The sequence below is a fragment of the Pseudomonas sp. NFACC04-2 genome (genome assembly GCF_900119265.1).
Taxonomy (GTDB): Bacteria; Pseudomonadota; Gammaproteobacteria; order Pseudomonadales; family Pseudomonadaceae; genus Aquipseudomonas; species Aquipseudomonas fluorescens_AA.
Window position 1 is genome coordinate 143427 of record NZ_FPJC01000010.1, and the last position, 16609, is coordinate 160035.

General features: G+C 62.1%; 17 protein-coding genes. 10 read left to right on the forward strand and 7 right to left on the reverse strand.

From position 1 onward, the window contains the following. The first annotated feature begins 101 nt into the window (after positions 1-101). The 6 genes from adk to BT125_RS15525 all read left to right on the forward strand — a co-directional run bounded on the left by adk (position 102) and on the right by BT125_RS15525 (position 4607). Entirely contained in the window at positions 102-749 is a 648-nt protein-coding gene (adk, locus tag BT125_RS15495) for an adenylate kinase (RefSeq protein ID WP_072408226.1), read from the forward strand. 95 nt (positions 750-844) lie between these two features. Beyond that, positions 845-1522: a tRNA (adenosine(37)-N6)-threonylcarbamoyltransferase complex dimerization subunit type 1 TsaB gene (gene tsaB, locus BT125_RS15500; protein ID WP_072408228.1), complete on the forward strand. Its 678-nt coding sequence runs from the start codon at positions 845-847 to the stop codon at positions 1520-1522. 346 nt (positions 1523-1868) lie between these two features. Then, positions 1869-2177, forward strand: coding sequence for a hypothetical protein (locus tag BT125_RS15510; protein WP_072343505.1), 309 nt, complete (start codon positions 1869-1871; stop codon positions 2175-2177). Continuing rightward, complete coding sequence (locus tag BT125_RS15515) at positions 2177-3037, forward strand: DUF72 domain-containing protein (protein WP_072408232.1); 861 nt, start codon at positions 2177-2179, stop codon at positions 3035-3037. Before BT125_RS15510 ends, BT125_RS15515 begins: the two co-directional genes overlap by 1 nt. A 33-nt stretch (positions 3038-3070) precedes the next feature. After that, positions 3071-3892 carry an isocitrate lyase/PEP mutase family protein gene (locus tag BT125_RS15520; protein ID WP_072408234.1) on the forward strand — a complete coding sequence of 274 codons (822 nt, stop codon included), beginning with the start codon at positions 3071-3073 and terminating at the stop codon, positions 3890-3892. Between the two features lie 16 nt (positions 3893-3908). Next, the gene (locus tag BT125_RS15525; RefSeq protein ID WP_072408236.1) at positions 3909-4607 is read left to right on the forward strand and encodes an extensin-like domain-containing protein; all 699 of its coding nucleotides are present in this window, start codon (positions 3909-3911) and stop codon (positions 4605-4607) included. A gap of 1 nt (position 4608) precedes the next feature. Here BT125_RS15525 and BT125_RS15530 read toward each other — a convergent pair whose 3' ends face one another. Continuing rightward, positions 4609-5229: an energy transducer TonB gene (locus BT125_RS15530; RefSeq protein ID WP_072408238.1), complete on the reverse strand. Its 621-nt coding sequence runs from the start codon at positions 5227-5229 to the stop codon at positions 4609-4611. A gap of 91 nt (positions 5230-5320) precedes the next feature. On the opposite strand from BT125_RS15530, the gene BT125_RS15535 reads away from it, so the two are divergent. Further along, positions 5321-6103, forward strand: coding sequence for a class I SAM-dependent methyltransferase (locus BT125_RS15535; protein WP_072408240.1), 783 nt, complete (start codon positions 5321-5323; stop codon positions 6101-6103). A 125-nt stretch (positions 6104-6228) separates the two neighbouring features. Here BT125_RS15535 and BT125_RS15540 read toward each other — a convergent pair whose 3' ends face one another. Continuing rightward, positions 6229-6864 (reverse strand): TetR/AcrR family transcriptional regulator, encoded by a 636-nt coding sequence (locus tag BT125_RS15540; protein WP_072408242.1) that lies wholly within the window; start codon positions 6862-6864, stop codon positions 6229-6231. Between the two features lie 94 nt (positions 6865-6958). Between BT125_RS15540 and BT125_RS15545 the strand changes: the two genes are divergently transcribed. Together BT125_RS15545 and BT125_RS15550 are read left to right on the forward strand one after the other, a co-directional pair. Next, positions 6959-8059: an efflux RND transporter periplasmic adaptor subunit gene (locus BT125_RS15545; protein WP_072408244.1), complete on the forward strand. Its 1101-nt coding sequence runs from the start codon at positions 6959-6961 to the stop codon at positions 8057-8059. A gap of 6 nt (positions 8060-8065) precedes the next feature. Continuing rightward, positions 8066-11131 carry an efflux RND transporter permease subunit gene (locus BT125_RS15550; protein WP_072408246.1) on the forward strand — a complete coding sequence of 1022 codons (3066 nt, stop codon included), beginning with the start codon at positions 8066-8068 and terminating at the stop codon, positions 11129-11131. Between the two features lie 189 nt (positions 11132-11320). On the opposite strand, the gene BT125_RS15555 is transcribed toward BT125_RS15550, so the two are convergent. From BT125_RS15555 to plsB, 4 genes are all read right to left on the reverse strand, one after another. Then, positions 11321-12010 carry a DUF4197 domain-containing protein gene (locus BT125_RS15555; RefSeq protein WP_072408248.1) on the reverse strand — a complete coding sequence of 230 codons (690 nt, stop codon included), beginning with the start codon at positions 12008-12010 and terminating at the stop codon, positions 11321-11323. 33 nt (positions 12011-12043) lie between these two features. Continuing rightward, on the reverse strand, positions 12044-12439 hold the full coding sequence (locus BT125_RS15560; RefSeq protein WP_060739014.1) for a YbaY family lipoprotein: 396 nt from the start codon (positions 12437-12439) through the stop codon (positions 12044-12046). Between the two features lie 95 nt (positions 12440-12534). Next, positions 12535-12906, reverse strand: coding sequence for a hypothetical protein (locus tag BT125_RS15565; protein ID WP_072408250.1), 372 nt, complete (start codon positions 12904-12906; stop codon positions 12535-12537). 187 nt (positions 12907-13093) lie between these two features. Then, positions 13094-15592, reverse strand: coding sequence for a glycerol-3-phosphate 1-O-acyltransferase PlsB (plsB, locus tag BT125_RS15570; RefSeq protein ID WP_072408252.1), 2499 nt, complete (start codon positions 15590-15592; stop codon positions 13094-13096). 234 nt (positions 15593-15826) lie between these two features. Between plsB and BT125_RS15575 the strand changes: the two genes are divergently transcribed. Continuing rightward, complete coding sequence (locus BT125_RS15575) at positions 15827-16036, forward strand: cold-shock protein (protein ID WP_072408254.1); 210 nt, start codon at positions 15827-15829, stop codon at positions 16034-16036. Between the two features lie 180 nt (positions 16037-16216). Here BT125_RS15575 and BT125_RS15580 read toward each other — a convergent pair whose 3' ends face one another. Then, positions 16217-16594, reverse strand: a complete 378-nt coding sequence (locus tag BT125_RS15580) for a hypothetical protein (RefSeq protein WP_053182357.1) — start codon at positions 16592-16594, stop codon at positions 16217-16219. Positions 16595-16609 lie beyond the last annotated feature (15 nt).

Genomic DNA, 16609 nt, shown 5'->3' on the forward strand with positions numbered 1-16609 from the left:
TCAGCCTTTGGCCGTTTGGGCGGTCACGATCCTGTTTTTCGAAGATTGGCCCCACGAGGCGAATCCGAGCGTTTTACATAAAAAAATTGAGGAGCACATCGATGCGCGTCATTCTGCTGGGAGCTCCCGGGGCCGGTAAAGGTACTCAGGCAAAGTTCATCACCGAAAAATTCGGTATCCCGCAAATCTCCACTGGCGACATGCTGCGTGCCGCGGTCAAGGCGGGCACTCCACTGGGCGTTCAAGCCAAGAGCATCATGGATGCCGGCGGCCTGGTGTCGGATGACCTGATCATCGCCCTGGTCAAGGATCGCATCGCTCAACCCGACTGCGCCAATGGCTTCCTGTTCGATGGCTTCCCGCGCACCATTCCCCAGGCTGAAGCCCTGGTGACTGCTGGTGTCGAGCTGGATGCGGTGGTTGAAATTGCCGTCGAAGACGAGGAAATCGTCCAGCGCATTGCCGGTCGACGCGTTCACGAACCTTCCGGTCGCGTTTATCACACTGTCTACAATCCGCCGAAAACCGAAGGCAAGGACGACGTGACAGGTGAAGAGCTGGTGCAACGCAAGGACGACACCGAAGAAACCGTGCGTCATCGCCTGTCGGTCTACCATTCCCAGACCAAGCCGCTGGTGGATTTCTACCAGAAGCTGTCGGCTGCCAATGGCAAGCCGAAGTACAGCCACATCGAAGGCGTCGGTTCGGTTGAAGCGATCACGGCCAAGGTGCTTGCAGCCTTGAGCTGAAAAGTCTGATCAGTTGCATCAACTACGGCCCGCTTGCGGGCCGTAGTTGTTTATACTGGCGCACTTTTTTTCCCACCTGATTTACGGACACATCGATGAGCACCTTGCTGGCCCTGGACACCGCGACCGAAGCTTGCTCCGTTGCCTTGCTGCACGACGGCAAGGTCACGAGCCATTACGAGGTGATCCCGCGCCTGCATGCGCAGAAACTGTTGCCGATGATCCAGCGACTGTTGAACGACGCCGGGACAACCTTGCAGGCGGTGGACGCGATTGCCTTCGGTCGTGGGCCCGGGGCTTTTACTGGCGTGCGCATCGCCATCGGTGTGGTGCAGGGGCTGGCCTTTGCCCTGGAGCGGCCGGTGTTGCCGGTGTCGAACCTGGCGGTACTGGCCCAGCGGGCGATGCGTGAGCACGGCGCCCGCCAGGTGGCGGCAGCCATCGATGCACGCATGGACGAAGTGTACTGGGGCTGCTACGGCGAAACCGACGGCGAGATGCGCCTGGTCGGTTCCGAGGCGGTATTGCCACCCGAGGCCGCGGCGTTGCCAAGCGGGGCCGACGGTGACTGGTTTGGCGCTGGCACAGGTTGGGGTTATGGCGAGCGCATCGCTGTCCGGCTGACCGGCCAGGATGCCACCCTGCTGCCTCACGCCGAAGACCTGCTGGCCCTGGCCCGCTTCGCCTGGGCACGGGGCGAAGCCATTGCAGCCGATGATGCGCAACCGGTGTACCTGAGGGACAAGGTGGCAACACCCAAGTCCGAGCGGTAACTCGACAGCGACGGGTATTCAAGCGAGCACCGTTGTGGCGAGGGAGCTTGCTCCCGCTGGGGCGCGAAGCGGCCCTAACGTCTCATTCGCACCGTTCTGGTCCAGGTATTGGGGCTGCTTCGCAGCCCAGCGGGAGCAAGCTCCCTCGCCACAACGGTCTTCCCCAAGCGTTGTGCTCGCAAAAGTCATTTTCGGCTCCAAAAGTCACACTCAAATATTGCCAGTCGTCACTTTTTCGCCCCGTTTTTAAACCTTTTTGACTTTATGTGTTCTAGTTATCACTTGCGCATTTGCGCGGCTGCGAAAGTGCCGCTAAATTGCCATCATTGATACCGAGCATTCTGTTATGCGTATAGACGGCTTTTCATCCCAGTCCTACCCCATCAAGCGTCGGCCTCGTGCGGGTAAAGCCACTGAGCCGGAAAACTTCGATGACATCGACGGCGACCTGGAATTTCCGTCCGAGGAGCAACTGGCCGCCCGCGCCGCCAAAGCCTCCGCGCAGCGCCTGAGCAATCTTCCTGCCCGTCAGCAAGACATGATTTATCACCGTGCGATGAGCCGCAGTGTCGCCACGGCCCTGGCGAGCTACTTGAGCACCGCCGGTTTCGTCGATTGGGATATGGAAGTGCTGGGACTCGATCTCTACATCTGATGGTCTTGCCTTACTACCTGGGCTGTCCGTCCTGGAGCGAAAACGCCTGGCGCGATTACCTTTATCCCCAGGACGCCAAAAGCACCGATTTCCTCAATCTCTATTCCCAAGTGTTCAATGCCGTGGAAGGCAATACGACCTTCTATGCCAGCCCGTCTGCGGCTACGGTCCAGCGCTGGGCCGACATCATGCCCGAGCACTTTCGTTTCACCGCCAAGTTTCCCGGTGACATCAGCCACAATGGCGACTTGCGCGAGCGCCTGACGGCCACCGAAACTTTCCTGCAACTGCTCAGCCCCTTGGGCGAGCGCGTCGCGCCGTACTGGCTGCAACTGTCCAAGGCCTTCACTCCGAATCGGTTAGCGGAATTGGCAGGGTTCATCGACGCCTTGCAGCGCCCCTTGGCCGTGGAAGTCCGTCACGATGAGTTCTTCGCCAAGGGCGACGCCGAGCGACGCCTCAATCGGCTGTTGCTCGATCGCGGCGTCGAACGCATCTGCCTCGATCCCCGGGCCTTGTTCAGCTGTACCTCCCTTGATCCCGCCGTGCTTCACGCGCAATCGAAAAAGCCCCGCGTGCCGCCCCGGCCCGCAGCGTTCACGCAACGTCCGCAAGTGCGCTTCATCGGCCATCCGGTGCTGGAAGCCAACGAGCCGTTCCTGACGCCCTGGGTGGAGAAAATCGCCGGTTGGATCGAAGAGGGACGCACGCCTTATATCTTCCTGCACACTGCCGACAACCTGCTGGCGGCCCGGCTCGCGCAACGCTTTCACGAGCGTTTGATGAGTCGATTACCTGGCTTGCCGGCCCTGCCTGCGCTATATAGAGAACCCGCCGCCGAGCAACTGGGTTTGCTCTGAGGCCCACTCCTTCTCTGCTCAGGAGCGAACTACATGGATGCGCAAACTCGTCGAGCCCAGGCGTTCAAGGCCTTGCACGAACGTGAAGGGGCCTTTGTCATTCCCAACCCGTGGGATGCCGGTTCGGCCAAGATGCTGGCCAGCCTCGGCTTTGAAGCCTTGGCCACCACCAGTGCCGGTCACGCCTTTTCCTTGGGCCGACCCGATGGCGCGCTGGGCCTGGAGGACACGTTGGCTAACGTACGGGCGATTGTGGCGGCCACTGACCTGCCGGTGGCCGTCGACCTGGAGAACGGTTTTGCCGATGCCCCCGAGGACTGCGCGCGTAACTTGCTCCGTGCGGCGCAGGCCGGTGCGGTGGGTGGTTCGATCGAGGATGCCACGGGGCGCGAAGACAGCCCGATCTATTGCTTCGACCACGCCGTGGCGCGGGTCAAGGCCGCCGCCGAGGCCGTGCGCAGCTTGCCGTATCCCTTCCTGCTGACGGCCCGGGCGGAAAACTTCCTGCACGGCAATCTGGATCTGGATGACACCATTCGCCGCCTGGCAGCTTTCGCGGACGCGGGGGCCGACGTGCTGTACGCCCCGGGGCTGAGCAGCGCCGGACAAGTGCTCGCGGTGGTGCAGGCCGTGGCGCCGAAACCGGTGAACGTGCTGATGTCCGGGGCGCTGGACCTGACCGTCGCGCAGTTGAGCGAGTTGGGCGTCAAGCGCATCAGCGTCGGGTCAGCTCTGGCCCTGGCCGCGTATGGCGAGTTCTTCCGCGCCGCCGAGGAAATCCAGGAGCAGGGCACGTTCACCTTCACGCGCCGCTCGATGCCGTTCAAGCAGGCCAACCAATTATTCAAGGGTTGATGCCCGAGGCATTGTCGTGCGGTTTTTGAAAACTCTTGCGATCGTGGCACTGCTCGTTGGCGTTGCCGTGCTGGCGGTATGGCGCGGCTGGGTGGCACTGCCGCCCCAATGGAATCCCTGGGCGCCCTTGGACGTCAATCTCGCGCCCAACCTGCTGACCCGCTTCAAACTCATGGCCTTGCGCAACGACCCGCAGCTGTGTGACCAGGCCCTCGCCACCTCGGGGCTGCGCACCGCGCGCCAGGCCGACAGTGGCGCCAATACGTCGTGCCCGTTGACCAACGTGTTGAGGGTGCAGGGCGGTGAGGTGGCGCTGAGCAGCAGTTTCCTCGCCAGTTGTCCCCTGGCGGTGGCGTTCGCGCTGTTCGAGCGCCATGGGTTGCAGCCGGCGGCGATGGCCGCCTACGGGCAAAGAGTGACGCGGGTCGATCACCTCGGCAGTTTCGCCTGCCGCAATATGTACGGTCGTGAGAGCGGTGCGCGTAGCCAGCACGCCACCGCCAGTGCGTTGGACATCGCCGGGTTTCGCCTGGCCGATGGGCGCACGATCAGCGTGCTCAGGGACTGGCCCAAGGACAATGCCGATGCGCGCTTTCTGCGTCAGGCTCGGGACGGCGCCTGCGATATGTTCAGTGTGGTCTTGAGCCCGGATTACAACGCGGCGCACCGCAACCATTTTCATCTGGACGTCGGGCCATGGTGGATCTGTCGCTGATTCAGGCGGCGATGCGCAGGTTCTGCAGCACGATCGGACGTGCCCAGCGGGTGTCGAAGTCAAGTTGCTTCTGCTGTGCCACGAGCTCTTCTTCCGGGAACGGCGGAAAGGGTTTGTCCAGCAGGTCCAGTTCGAACTCGGCGATCGGCAGGTGCAATGGGCGCGGTTGTGGCGCCGGGCCCGGCTCTGGCAGCGGTTGGCCTGCGGCGAGGACGAGTGGGCGAACCCAGTTGCTTTCGAAGGTCTGCTGTTTTTGCTGGGCGGCGATTTCTTCCGGCGGGAAGGGTGGGAAGGGCTTGTCCAGCAGGTCGAGTTCGAATTCGGCGATGGGCAGGAACAGCGGTTCAGGCGGCTTGACCGGCGTTTCCGTCACTTCACAGGTACGCTGGCTGACGATGTGCGCCAGCAGCTCGGCGCCGAGGGTCGGTTCAACGGCCTCATCGAGGGGCTCTGGCTGGTAGCTGCCAGGCGCCGGTGCGTTATCACCCAGTTGATCGGCCAGGGCCCGGGCAAAAAAATCCTGCCAGAGGTGACTGACGCCGCTCAGCGCTTGGGTGTTACGCAGGCTGTAATCGCCGTAAGGGGAGATAACGCCTATCGATGTGGATTGAATGTCTGACATTTTTCTCGGTCGACGCTCAGCTCTGGCAAAATGCCGTTCACCGTTGTTATCGGCCGTTTTTGCCGATCCTTAATTTTTTGAGCATGTTTCCATGAATGAACAACCCGCGGCCTGTCGCATCCATGTCGAGGCCCTGGCCCCGGCCTTCCAACCGCAGGCCGAGCACTGGGCCGAGCGGCTTGGCCTGCCTTTGCAAGGGGACGATGGCGAGTTTGCCTTGCAGGTCGGTGAGCAGGGGTTGCAATTGCAGCAGTTGGGCCCGGATGCACCCGGGCCGGTGCGCGTGGACTTCGTCGAAGGCGGTGCGGCCCATCGGCGCTTGTACGGCGGCGGCAGCGGCCAGATGATCGCCAAGGCGGTCGGCATCGCCCAGGGTGTGCGTCCGCGGGTGCTGGATGCCACGGCCGGGTTGGGCAAGGATGCGTTTGTGCTGGCCAGCCTGGGCTGCGATATGAGCCTGATCGAGCGCCAGCCGCTGATTGGCGCCTTGCTGGAGGATGGCCTGGCCCGTGGGGCCGAGGACTTCGAGGTGGCGCCGATCGTGGCGCGCATGCGTTTGCTCAAGGGCAATTCCATCGAGGTGATGCGCAACTGGGAAGGCGAACCGCCCCAGGTGATCTACCTCGACCCGATGTTCCCTCATCGTGAGAAAACCGCCCTGGTGAAGAAGGAAATGCGCCTGTTCCGCCCCCTGGTGGGCGATGATCCGGACGCCCCGGCACTGCTCGCCGCGGCCCTGGCCCTGGCGACGCACCGGGTGGTGGTCAAGCGCCCGCGCAAAGCCCCGAGCATCGAAGGGCCGAAGCCGAGCCATGGGCTCGATGGCAAATCCAGTCGCTACGACATCTACCCGAAGAAAGCGCTCAAGCCCTGAGACCGGGTCGCCTGCATCGCGAGCAAGCTCGCTTCCACATTGGATCTGTGGTGCTCATCAAACCCTGTGGGAGCGAGCTTGCTCGCGATGACGCCCTTCCTGCCTGCGAAAGGCTACCGGTCGAGCTAAGGCCGATAAGCCCGCATGAACAGCCCCACCACTTCCTGCACATGAGCCTCGGCCGCTTCCGGTTTCTGGGGTTCGCCGCAGCCAGACAACAACCGGAAATTCGCCGCGCCCTTGATCAGGCAGAAAAAATGCTCGGCGGCATTGCGCGGTTTATCGATGCTCAGGGCTCCGCTCTGGTTAACCTTGGCCAGCAGCCGCTCCATGCCTGAGAGCATCCGCTGTGGGCCTGCTTCGTAGAAAATCGTCGACAGCTTCGGGTCCTGGCTGCCCAGGGCCATGATCAGCCGATGCAGGTTCAGGGATTCGTCGCTGTTGATCAGTTGGTTGAACCCGCGGGCGATGTTCAACAACACCTGTTCGATCGGAACGCCGTCGGGCCATTCATAAAACAGCGACGGCACCTGCTCTTCGCATTTGGCGATCACGGCAGCGGAGAACAGTGTCTCCTTGTCGTTGAAATGGCTATAGACCGTCAGTTTGGAAACCCCGGCCTCGGTGGCGACGGCGTCCATGCTGGTATTGGCGTAACCCATGCCCAGGAACAAGCGTTTCGCCGCATCGAGAATGGCTTGGCGCTTGGCCAGGTCCTTGGGGCGACCAGGGCCGCTGGGGGGTGAAGGATTGTTCGACATTTCTTCGCTTTAATACTGGACTGGTGAGTTTGCTATTAATAACATACTCATCAGTATAATTATTCCAAGCACCATTAGCGAAAGGTCACTCGCCATGTTCCGCTATGCCCTGCCCCTCGCCGTGCCAGTCACCCTGGTTTTTTTATTGTCTGCGTGCGGTCATGACGAACCGGTGCCCGTCGCCGTGCGCCCGGCCATGGTGGTCAAGCCCGAGCCGTCGGCCCAGGCGATGGACAGTTACCCTGGCGAAGTGCGGGCCCGTTTCGAGCCCGACCTGGCCTTTCGCATTGGCGGCAAGGTGAGCCGACGACTGGTGGAAGAGGGGCAGCGGGTCAAGGCCAATCAACCGTTGGCCGAGCTCGATCCCGAAGATGTGCGCCTGCAACTGGAAGCGACCCGTGCCCAGGTCGCCGCCGCCGAGGCCAACCTGAACCTGGTCCGCGCCGAGCGTGACCGCTACAAAACCTTGATGGAACGGCAGATGGTCAGCCGCTCCCAGTACGACAACGCCGAAAACCTTTATCGCTCAGGCACCGCGCGGCTCAAGCAGATCAAGGCCGAGTTCGATGTCGCCAACAACCAGGCCAGCTATTCGGTGTTGCGTGCGCCCCAGGATGGCGTAGTGGCCCGGCGCTCGGTGGAAGTCGGGCAGGTGGTTTCGGCCGGGCAAACTGTCTTCACCCTGGCCACCGACGGTGAGCGCGAGGTGTTGATCAGTCTGCCGGAACAAGGGTTTGGCCGGTTCAAGATCGGCCAGCCGGTCTCGGTCGAGCTGTGGAGCCAGCCCGACCAGCGTTTCAGCGGGCGTATTCGCGAACTGTCACCCGCGGCCGATCCCAAGTCCCGTACCTTCGCCGCCCGCGTGGCCTTCACCGCCGGCAGTGTTCCGGCCGAGTTGGGCCAGAGCGCGCGGGTGTTTATCCAGACCGCCGACAAGGTGCCGCTGTCGGTGCCCTTGTCGGCCCTGACGGCTGAAAACGGCGCGACGTATGTCTGGGTGGTCAACGCCAACAACACCTTGAAAAAAGTCCCGGTGCGGGTCGGCGCCTTCGGCGAAAAGACGGTGCCGGTGCTGGAAGGCCTGAGCCCCGACGACTGGGTGGTGGCTGCCGGCGTGCATGTGCTCCTCGACGGCCAGCAGGTGCGGCCAGTGGATCGCTCCAACCGCGTGGTCAACCTGACGGCCAAGGAGTAATCCGCGATGGGTTTCAATCTTTCCGAATGGGCGCTGCGTAACCGCCAGATCGTACTGTTCCTGATGCTGTTGCTGGCCATCGTCGGCGCGCTTTCCTACACCAAGCTCGGCCAGAGCGAAGACCCGCCGTTCACCTTCAAGGCCATGGTGATCCGCACCAACTGGCCAGGCGCCACGGCCGAGGAAGTTTCGCGACAAGTCACTGAGCGCATCGAAAAGAAACTGATGGAAACCGGTGACTACGAGAAAATCGTCTCGTTCTCCCGACCCGGGGAATCCCAGGTGACCTTCATGGCCCGCGACTCCCTGCATTCGGCGCAGATTCCCGAGCTGTGGTACCAGTTGCGCAAAAAAATCGGCGATATTCGCCACACCTTGCCGCCGGGTATCCAGGGGCCGTTCTTCAACGACGAATTCGGGACCACCTTCGGCAATATCTACGCACTGACCGGCGACGGCTTCGACTATGCCGTGCTCAAGGACTACGCCGATCGCATCCAGCTCCAACTGCAGCGGGTCAAGGACGTGGGCAAGGTCGAGCTGCTCGGGTTGCAGGACGAGAAGATCTGGATCGAGTTGTCGAACGTCAAGCTGGCGACCCTCGGCCTGCCCTTGGCGGCGGTCCAGCAGGCCCTTGAAGAGCAGAACACGGTTTCCACTGCGGGCTTCTTCGAGACTGGCAGCGAGCGCTTGCAGCTACGGGTTTCGGGGAATTTCCAGACGGTGGAAGAGATCCGCAACTTCCCGATCCGGGTCGGCGATCGTACGTTCCGCATCAGCGACCTGGCGGACGTGCGCCGTGGTTTCAACGATCCGCCAGCGCCACGCATGCGCTTCATGGGCGAGGACGCCATCGGCCTGGCCGTGGCGATGAAGGAAGGCGGGGATATCCTGATTCTGGGCAAGGCCCTTGAAGCCGACTTTGCCCGTATCCAGAACACCCTGCCGGCCGGCATGCAATTGCGCAAGGTTTCGGACCAGCCGGCGGCGGTGAAGACCGGGGTCGGTGAGTTCGTCCAGGTGCTGGTGGAAGCGCTGACGATTGTGTTGCTGGTGAGCTTCTTCTCCCTGGGGTTGCGCACTGGGATGGTGGTTGCCCTGGCGATCCCGCTGGTGCTGGCGATGACGTTCGCCGCCATGTACTACCTGGGGATCGGCCTGCACAAGATTTCCCTCGGCGCGTTGGTATTGGCCCTGGGGCTGCTGGTGGACGACGCGATCATCGCGGTGGAGATGATGGCCATCAAGATGGAGCAGGGCTTCGACCGGATCAAGGCCGCCAGCTTCGCCTGGACCAGCACTGCATTCCCGATGCTCACCGGTACGTTGATCACGGCGGCGGGCTTCCTGCCGATCGCCACCGCGCAATCGGGCACCGGTGAGTACACCCGTTCGATTTTCCAGGTGGTGACCCTGGCGTTGCTGGCGTCCTGGGTGGCCGCCGTGGTGTTCGTGCCGTACCTGGGGGAAAAGCTCCTGCCAGACCTGGCGAAAATTCATGCGGCCAAACATGGCACGACTGACGGCCAGACCGACCCTTATGGCACGCCGTTCTATCAGCGTGTCCGGCGGATGGTGGAATGGTGCGTGCGTCGGCGCAAAACCGTCATCCTGCTGACCGTGCTGTTGTTCGTCGGCTCGGTGGTGTTGTTCCGGTTCGTGCCGCAACAGTTCTTCCCGGCATCGGGGCGGCTGGAGCTGATGGTTGACTTGAAGCTGCAGGAAGGCGCCTCCCTGAGCAATACCGCCGAGCAGGTCAAGCGCCTGGAAGCGCTGCTCAAGGATCATGCCGGCATCGACAATTACGTGGCCTACGTCGGCACCGGTTCACCGCGTTTCTATCTACCCCTGGATCAACAACTGCCGGCTTCCAGCTTTGCCCAGTTCGTGGTGCTGGCCAAGACCATCGAAGACCGCGAGCCTTTGCGCAGTTGGTTGATCGCGACCCTGAACGAGCAATTCCCGACCCTGCGCTCGCGGGTCACGCGCCTGGAAAACGGCCCGCCGGTCGGCTATCCGGTGCAGTTCCGTGTCACAGGCGAGCACATAGAAGAAGTCCGCGCCCTGGCACGGAAAGTGGCCACGAAAGTTCGCGAAAACCCCTACGTGGTCAATGTGCACCTGGACTGGGAAGAGCCGAGCAAGGTGGTGTACCTGAACGTCGACCAGGACCGTGCCCGGGCCTTGGGTGTCAGCACGACCGACCTGGCGAGTTTCCTGCGCAGCTCCCTCACCGGCTCCAGTGTCAGTCAGTACCGGGAAGACAACGAACTGATCGAAATCCTGCTTCGAGGTACGGTGCATGAACGCACCGAGCTGTCGCTGCTGCCGAGCCTGGCGGTGCCAACCGACAACGGCCAGAGCGTGGCCCTGTCGCAGATCGCCACTCTGGAATACGGCTTCGAAGAGGGCGTGATCTGGCACCGCAATCGCCTGCCGAGCGTGACCGTGCGGGCCGATATCTACGGCAAGGAGCAACCGGCGACCCTGGTCCAGCAGATCTTCCCGACCCTGGAGCCGATTCGTGCCGAGCTGCCGGACGGTTACCTGTTGGAGGTGGGCGGTACGGTGGAGGATTCGGCCCGCGGCCAGAAATCGGTGAATGCCGGTGTGCCGTTGTTCATCGTGGTGGTGCTGACGTTGCTGATGCTGCAACTGCGCAGTTTCTCCCGCACGGCCATGGTGTTTCTCACCGCGCCCCTGGGGTTGATCGGCGTCACGCTGTTTTTGCTGGTGTTCCGCCAGCCGTTCGGCTTCGTCGCCATGCTCGGCACCATCGCGCTGTCGGGGATGATCATGCGCAACTCGGTGATCCTGGTGGATCAGATCGAACAGGACATCAAGGCTGGCCTGGCGCCTTGGCAGGCGATCATCGAAGCCACGGTGCGCCGCTTCCGCCCGATTGTGCTCACCGCACTGGCCGCGGTGCTGGCGATGATCCCGCTGTCACGCAGCCTGTTCTTCGGGCCGATGGCGGTGGCGATCATGGGCGGCTTGATCGTGGCCACGGCGTTGACGCTGTTGTTCCTGCCGGCGTTGTATGCGGCGTGGTTCAGGGTCAAGAAAACCTGATTAAGAGGTGCACACCGAACCTGTGGCGAGGGAGCTTGCTCCCGCTGGGCTGCGCAGCGGCCCCAAGCTTTTGCGGTTGCTGCGCAACCGAGCGGGAGCAAGCTCCCTCGCCACAGGATCGTGGTTTGTCAGCTAGGCAGTGTGCTCATCGCGAGCAAGCTCGCTCCCACAGTTGTTTTGGGCTGGGGCTCAGAGGGTGCCGAAGACTTTCTTCGCCAAACTGGTCGCCGCAGCCGCCGGGTTCTGGCGAATGGTGGCTTCCTGCTTACCGATCATTTCGAACAATCCATCCAGCGCCTGTTCGGTCACGTAGTTCTCGATGTTGGCGCTCTTGGCATCCAGCACGCCGAGCGTCGCGGCCTGGCCGGCGAAGGCATTGTATTTCTGGGCCAGGCCGACCTTGTCGGTGGCTTGCTTGACGATGGGCAGGAACTTGGCGCGGATCTGCTCGCGGCTGCTCTTGTTAAGGTACTGCGTTGCCGAATCGCTGCCGCCGCTCAAGATGCCCTTGGCATCGCTCACGCTCATGTTCTTCACGGCATTGACCAGGATCGGCTGGGCCTGGACCACGGCGGCCTCGGCAGCCTGGTTCATGCTGGTTTCCAGTTGATCGACCTGCTCACCCATGCCGAAGGCCTTCATCTTGCTGGCGACTTTGCCCAGCTTGCCTGGCAGTTCGATTTTCACATCCGGGTTGTTGCTGAAGCCGCCGGGTGTGCCCAGTTGCTTGACCGCCACCTGTGCGCCTTGGGTCAAGGCGTCCTTGAGGCCGCCCGTGGCATCTTGTTGCGACAGGTCGCCCAGGGACAGGGCCATGGCATTGGCGCAGATCAACAGGCCCGCGCACAGGCCGGTGAAACGGAGGGTAGAGCGGAGCATGATGGCGTCCTTGAAAAAAGTTGGAAAAAGCAATCAGCGTGCGGCGTTGACGCGGATCTTCAACGGCTGCGGATCCTTGCCATCGAGTTGCACGGCGTGTTGTTCGGTGGTGATGAACATCAACTGGCCATCCACTTCGATGCGGGCGCTCACGGCATAACGATGGCCGGGCTTGACCTGGGCGGGATCATAACTGAGGTGGAACGGCAGCGGGACCTGGCCTTTGATCGGGCCGCTCTGTTCATCGAGCACCACCGCAGGAGCGTCGGCCAGGGAAACGTCCTGCAGGCTAACGCTCAAGGTCGCGTTGGGCGGCAGGGCGATGCGTTGCAGATAGAAGACTTCGCCGTCGAGGGACGCGGCGGGTGGTGTTGTCGATTGGCAAGCGGCCAGCAAGGCCATGGATGCAAGCAGAGCGAGTTTTTTCATGGGGCAAGCACCTGGCTCGTTGACGCCAGCCACACACCGGCGTCAACGAGCATTTAGCGGATTTGCGTCCAAGCATCCCTGCGTAACGGCGCGGCTCAGGAGCCGAACACGGGCGCTTGAACAGTTTCAGCCAGCGATGCTGGCGCCAGGCTCAGGGGGATGTCAACGTGTTGATCGCCGCCATCCCAGGTGAAGGCCTGTTCGGTATCAAGGAAAAGAGCGGTACCACCTTGGTACATTTGCACCTTTACCGAGAGTTTCTCGCCTACGGACGCCCTCTCGGAATTGATCTGGAAGCGATATTGCCAAGGCTGCTGGAGAGGCTCCCTTGGCGCCATGTTCGAGCCCTGGCCGCCGCTGGTGCTGATCTGCACACCGTCGGCATTTCGAACGCTGATTTCGGCACGGCCGGCTTCCGGAAGTTTGTAGCCTGCGGGCAGTTGCAGGTTGAGGGTGATGATGTTCATGTTGAATTCCTTTTCAATACGTCGACATTGACGTGACCTCATCCTAGAGGCCTGCTCCAAAGTTCTCTGTAAGTCTTTTCTTCGTTTGACGTCGCCTTGGCCGCTGCGTGGCGTCGGAGTACGCCTGCCAATTGACCGATGCACTCACCGGAACCGTTCCATGTTCGGTGTGAGTGATCGGTCAATGTCAAAGGTCGGGGCTGACGGCGATTTCCGCCGCATCTTCAGTGCGATGCAACGCCACCTGGCGAATCGACAGGCGAATCTCCGCCGGCAGTACCCGCTTGGCCGCGCCTTCGGCCAGTTCGCCCAGCAATGGGTGGTAGCTGAGTTTGCCGGCCTCGTCGCGGCGTAGCACATCGAGGTCCAGCATCGTCTGGATGAAGTGGCGGAACAGGCTCTTGTCGAAGAATTCCGGTGCGTTCAGGCCATGCAGGATCGACAGGCGCTGGGCCATGACGGTACAGAGGTCTTCCAGCTCTTCGGCGCTGATGGTGTTCTGACCGCTGTTGAGCAGCAGCGAGACGGTCATGTAGAAGCGCTGCAAGGTCTGGGCAATGCTTTTGGACAGCAGGGTCAGCAGCACGAAGTGCCGTGAACTCGGCGCCGGACGCAGGTACAGGTCGTTTTCGAAACGCAGCAGGCCCTGTTCGACAAACGCGTCGAGCCATTGGTCGACCACGCCGTCCAGCTCTTCCTGCGACCAGCGAATGAACAACTCCGATTGCAGGTACGGGTACAACGCATGGGTGTAGCGCAGGATCTGTTCGCGGCTCATGCGCGAGCTGCTCTGGAAGAAGCTCGCCAGCAACGCCGGCAGGGCGAAGATGTGCAGCACGTTGTTGCGGTAGTAGGTCATCAGCACCGCGTTCTGCTCGTCCAGGTACAGAATCTTGCCCAGGGCATCGTTCTGTTCCGACAGCAGGTCCATGCCCTTCACGTGTTCGATCAGCGCTTGGCCATCGCCTTCGGGCAGGGTGGTGTGGGGCGAGTACGGGACTTTGCGCAGCAACGCCAGGTACAGGTCGAGCACCCGCGCCATGGCGCGGTCGTCCAGGGCCAGGCGGCTGGTGGACAGCAGCGCCAGGGCGACCAGGTTGACCGGGTTGATGGCCGCGGCTTCGTTCAGGTGACGGGCCACGCGCTCGCCGAGGCGATGGGTGGTTGCGTTGAGCCAGGCCGGTTTGAATTGCGGGCCCAGTTCCTGTTGGCGCCAACCGGGTTGTTCGCCGTCGAGGAATTCCGCCAGCTTGATCGGTTCGCCGAAGTTCACCGCCACCTGGCCGAAGCGCTGCTTGAGGGCGCCGATGACTTTGAAGATGTCGAAGATCGATTCTTTCTTCTTGCTGGCCCCGCGCAGTTCGCCCAGGTAGGTGCGGCCTTCCAGCACCCGCTCATAACCGATGTAGACCGGCACGAACACGATGGGCATGCGCGACGAGCGCAGGAAGCTGCGCAGGGTGATGGCGAGCATACCGGTCTTGGGTTGCAGCATGCGCCCGGTGCGTGAGCGACCGCCCTCGACGAAATACTCCACCGGAAAGCCTTTGGTGAATAGCGTGTGCAGGTATTCGTTGAACACCGCGGTGTAGAGCGGGTTGCCCTTGAAAGTGCGGCGCATGAAGAACGCCCCGCCTCGGCGCAACAGGCCGCCGATCACTGGCATGTTGAGGTTGATGCCGGCAGCGATGTGCGGTGGCGTCAGGCCGTTGCGAAACAGCAGGTACGACAGCAGCAGGTAGTCGATGTGGCTGCGGTGGCACGGCACATAGATGACTTCGTGGCCCTGGGCGACGTTCTGCACGCCTTCGATGTGGTTGACCTTGATGCCGTCGTAGATCTTGTTCCAGAACCAGCTCAGTACAACCTCCAGGAAACGGATCGCGGTGTAGGTGTAGTCCGAAGCGATCTCGTTGCCGTAGCGCAGGGCCTGGGCCTTGGCTTTTTCCGGGGCGATCTTTTCCCGCTCGGCTTCCTCGGCGATCGCCTGCTTGACCAGTGGCTGGTTCAACAGACCCTTGACCAGGTTGCGTCGGTGGGAGATGTCGGGACCGATGACTGCCGCTTTCAAGTTGCGGAAGTGCACCCGCAGGATCCGCTGGGCCATGCGCACGGTGCGTTCGTGGCCCTTGTCGTGTTCGATCAGTTCGCGCAGGTGGATCGGTGCGGAGAATTGCACGCGGGTCTTGCGCCCCAGGATCATGATGCTCAACAGACGGCGCAAGCGCCCGGTGACGGCCCAGCTGTCGGCGAACAACAGCTTCCAGGGGCTGGATTCGCTGTCGGGCGACTGGCCCCAGAACACGCTGACGGGGATGATCTGGGCGTCTTCGGCGGCATTGTGGGTCAGGGCGTCGACCAGCCGCGTCAGGGTGGGTGGCGCGCCACGTTTGTCCTGGCGGCCGAGCCAGTCCGGCGCGGGAGTCAGGTAGAAAAACGCCGCCGGCTCCAGCAGGTTGCCCACCGAGACCGGCAGCACCGGACGGGGCAGGCCGGCCTTGGTGCATTCGGTGTCGAGCACCGCCAGGTCGGTGAGCGAAGGGTCTTGCAGGACGTAGAACACCGGACGACTGCGGTCGAGGTTGAGGGTAAAGGACGACTGGTTGATGGTCTCGGAGCGAACCCAGAGGTACAACAGTCGGCGCAGGGTGCCAAACACAAGACGGCGGAACGGGGAGCGGGTCATACGGCTTCTGCATGAGTGGATAAAACCGAGCGGTTGCTCGGGCCCGCTAGTGTGCCGGATTCATCGAAAATCGGCAAAAAAGCGCCGAAGTAAAGTCAGTTGAGAGTTTTCCCGTGTGTCATATACTCGGCAGGTTACCGCCCCGGCCTCCCATGGACGGCCAGACGGTGGTGAAAGTTCGTACGGCTTTCCATCGAAAAGTCGACTTATAAGATAAAAATGGGAGTGAGCATCATGGCAGCACGGGAAACCGGCAGTGTGAAGTGGTTCAACGACGCCAAGGGTTACGGCTTCATCCAACGCGAAGGCGGGGCGGATGTATTCGTGCATTACCGCGCGATCCGCGGCGAAGGCCACCGTTCCCTGACCGAAGGCCAGCAGGTCGAGTACGCGGTCGTGGAAGGGCATAAGGGCTTGCAGGCTGAGGATGTGGTGGGGTTGTAAACCGCGCTTGCCGTCACAGTAATCCCTGTGGGAGCGGGCTTGCTCGCGAATACGGTGTATCAGTCACAAGGATATTGCCTGACACACCGTATTCGCGAGCAAGCCCGCTCCCACATTGGGATCTGTTTTAGCATTGCAAGTGGCGTCGAGCCTGGCAATCGCAACAGGCCTACCCAGCTGTCACGCCGTCTTCCAGGTAATCTCTTCTTCCCCGTCGGCGCTGATGCGAATCCAGCGGTCCGCCGATTCTTCTCCTTCTTCCTCCACCCATGACCCAGGCGCGCAACGCACTTCGACGTTCAGTGCGGCGAAGGCGGCGCGGGCGCAGGCGATGTCGTCTTCCCACGGGGTCTGGTCGCTTTCCAGGTACAGGCTGTTCCATTTGCCCACGGCCTTGGGCAGCCAGGTCACGGGGATGCTGCCGGCCTTGCACTTGTAGGTCTGGCCTTTCTGTACCCAGTCGCTGCACGGGCCCAGGGCCTGGCCGAGCCAGGCGGCGATGGCCTTGTGGTCGACGTCGGCGTCCTTGAGGTAAATCTCGATATCGGGTTGGCGCATGGATGTCCTCGCTGC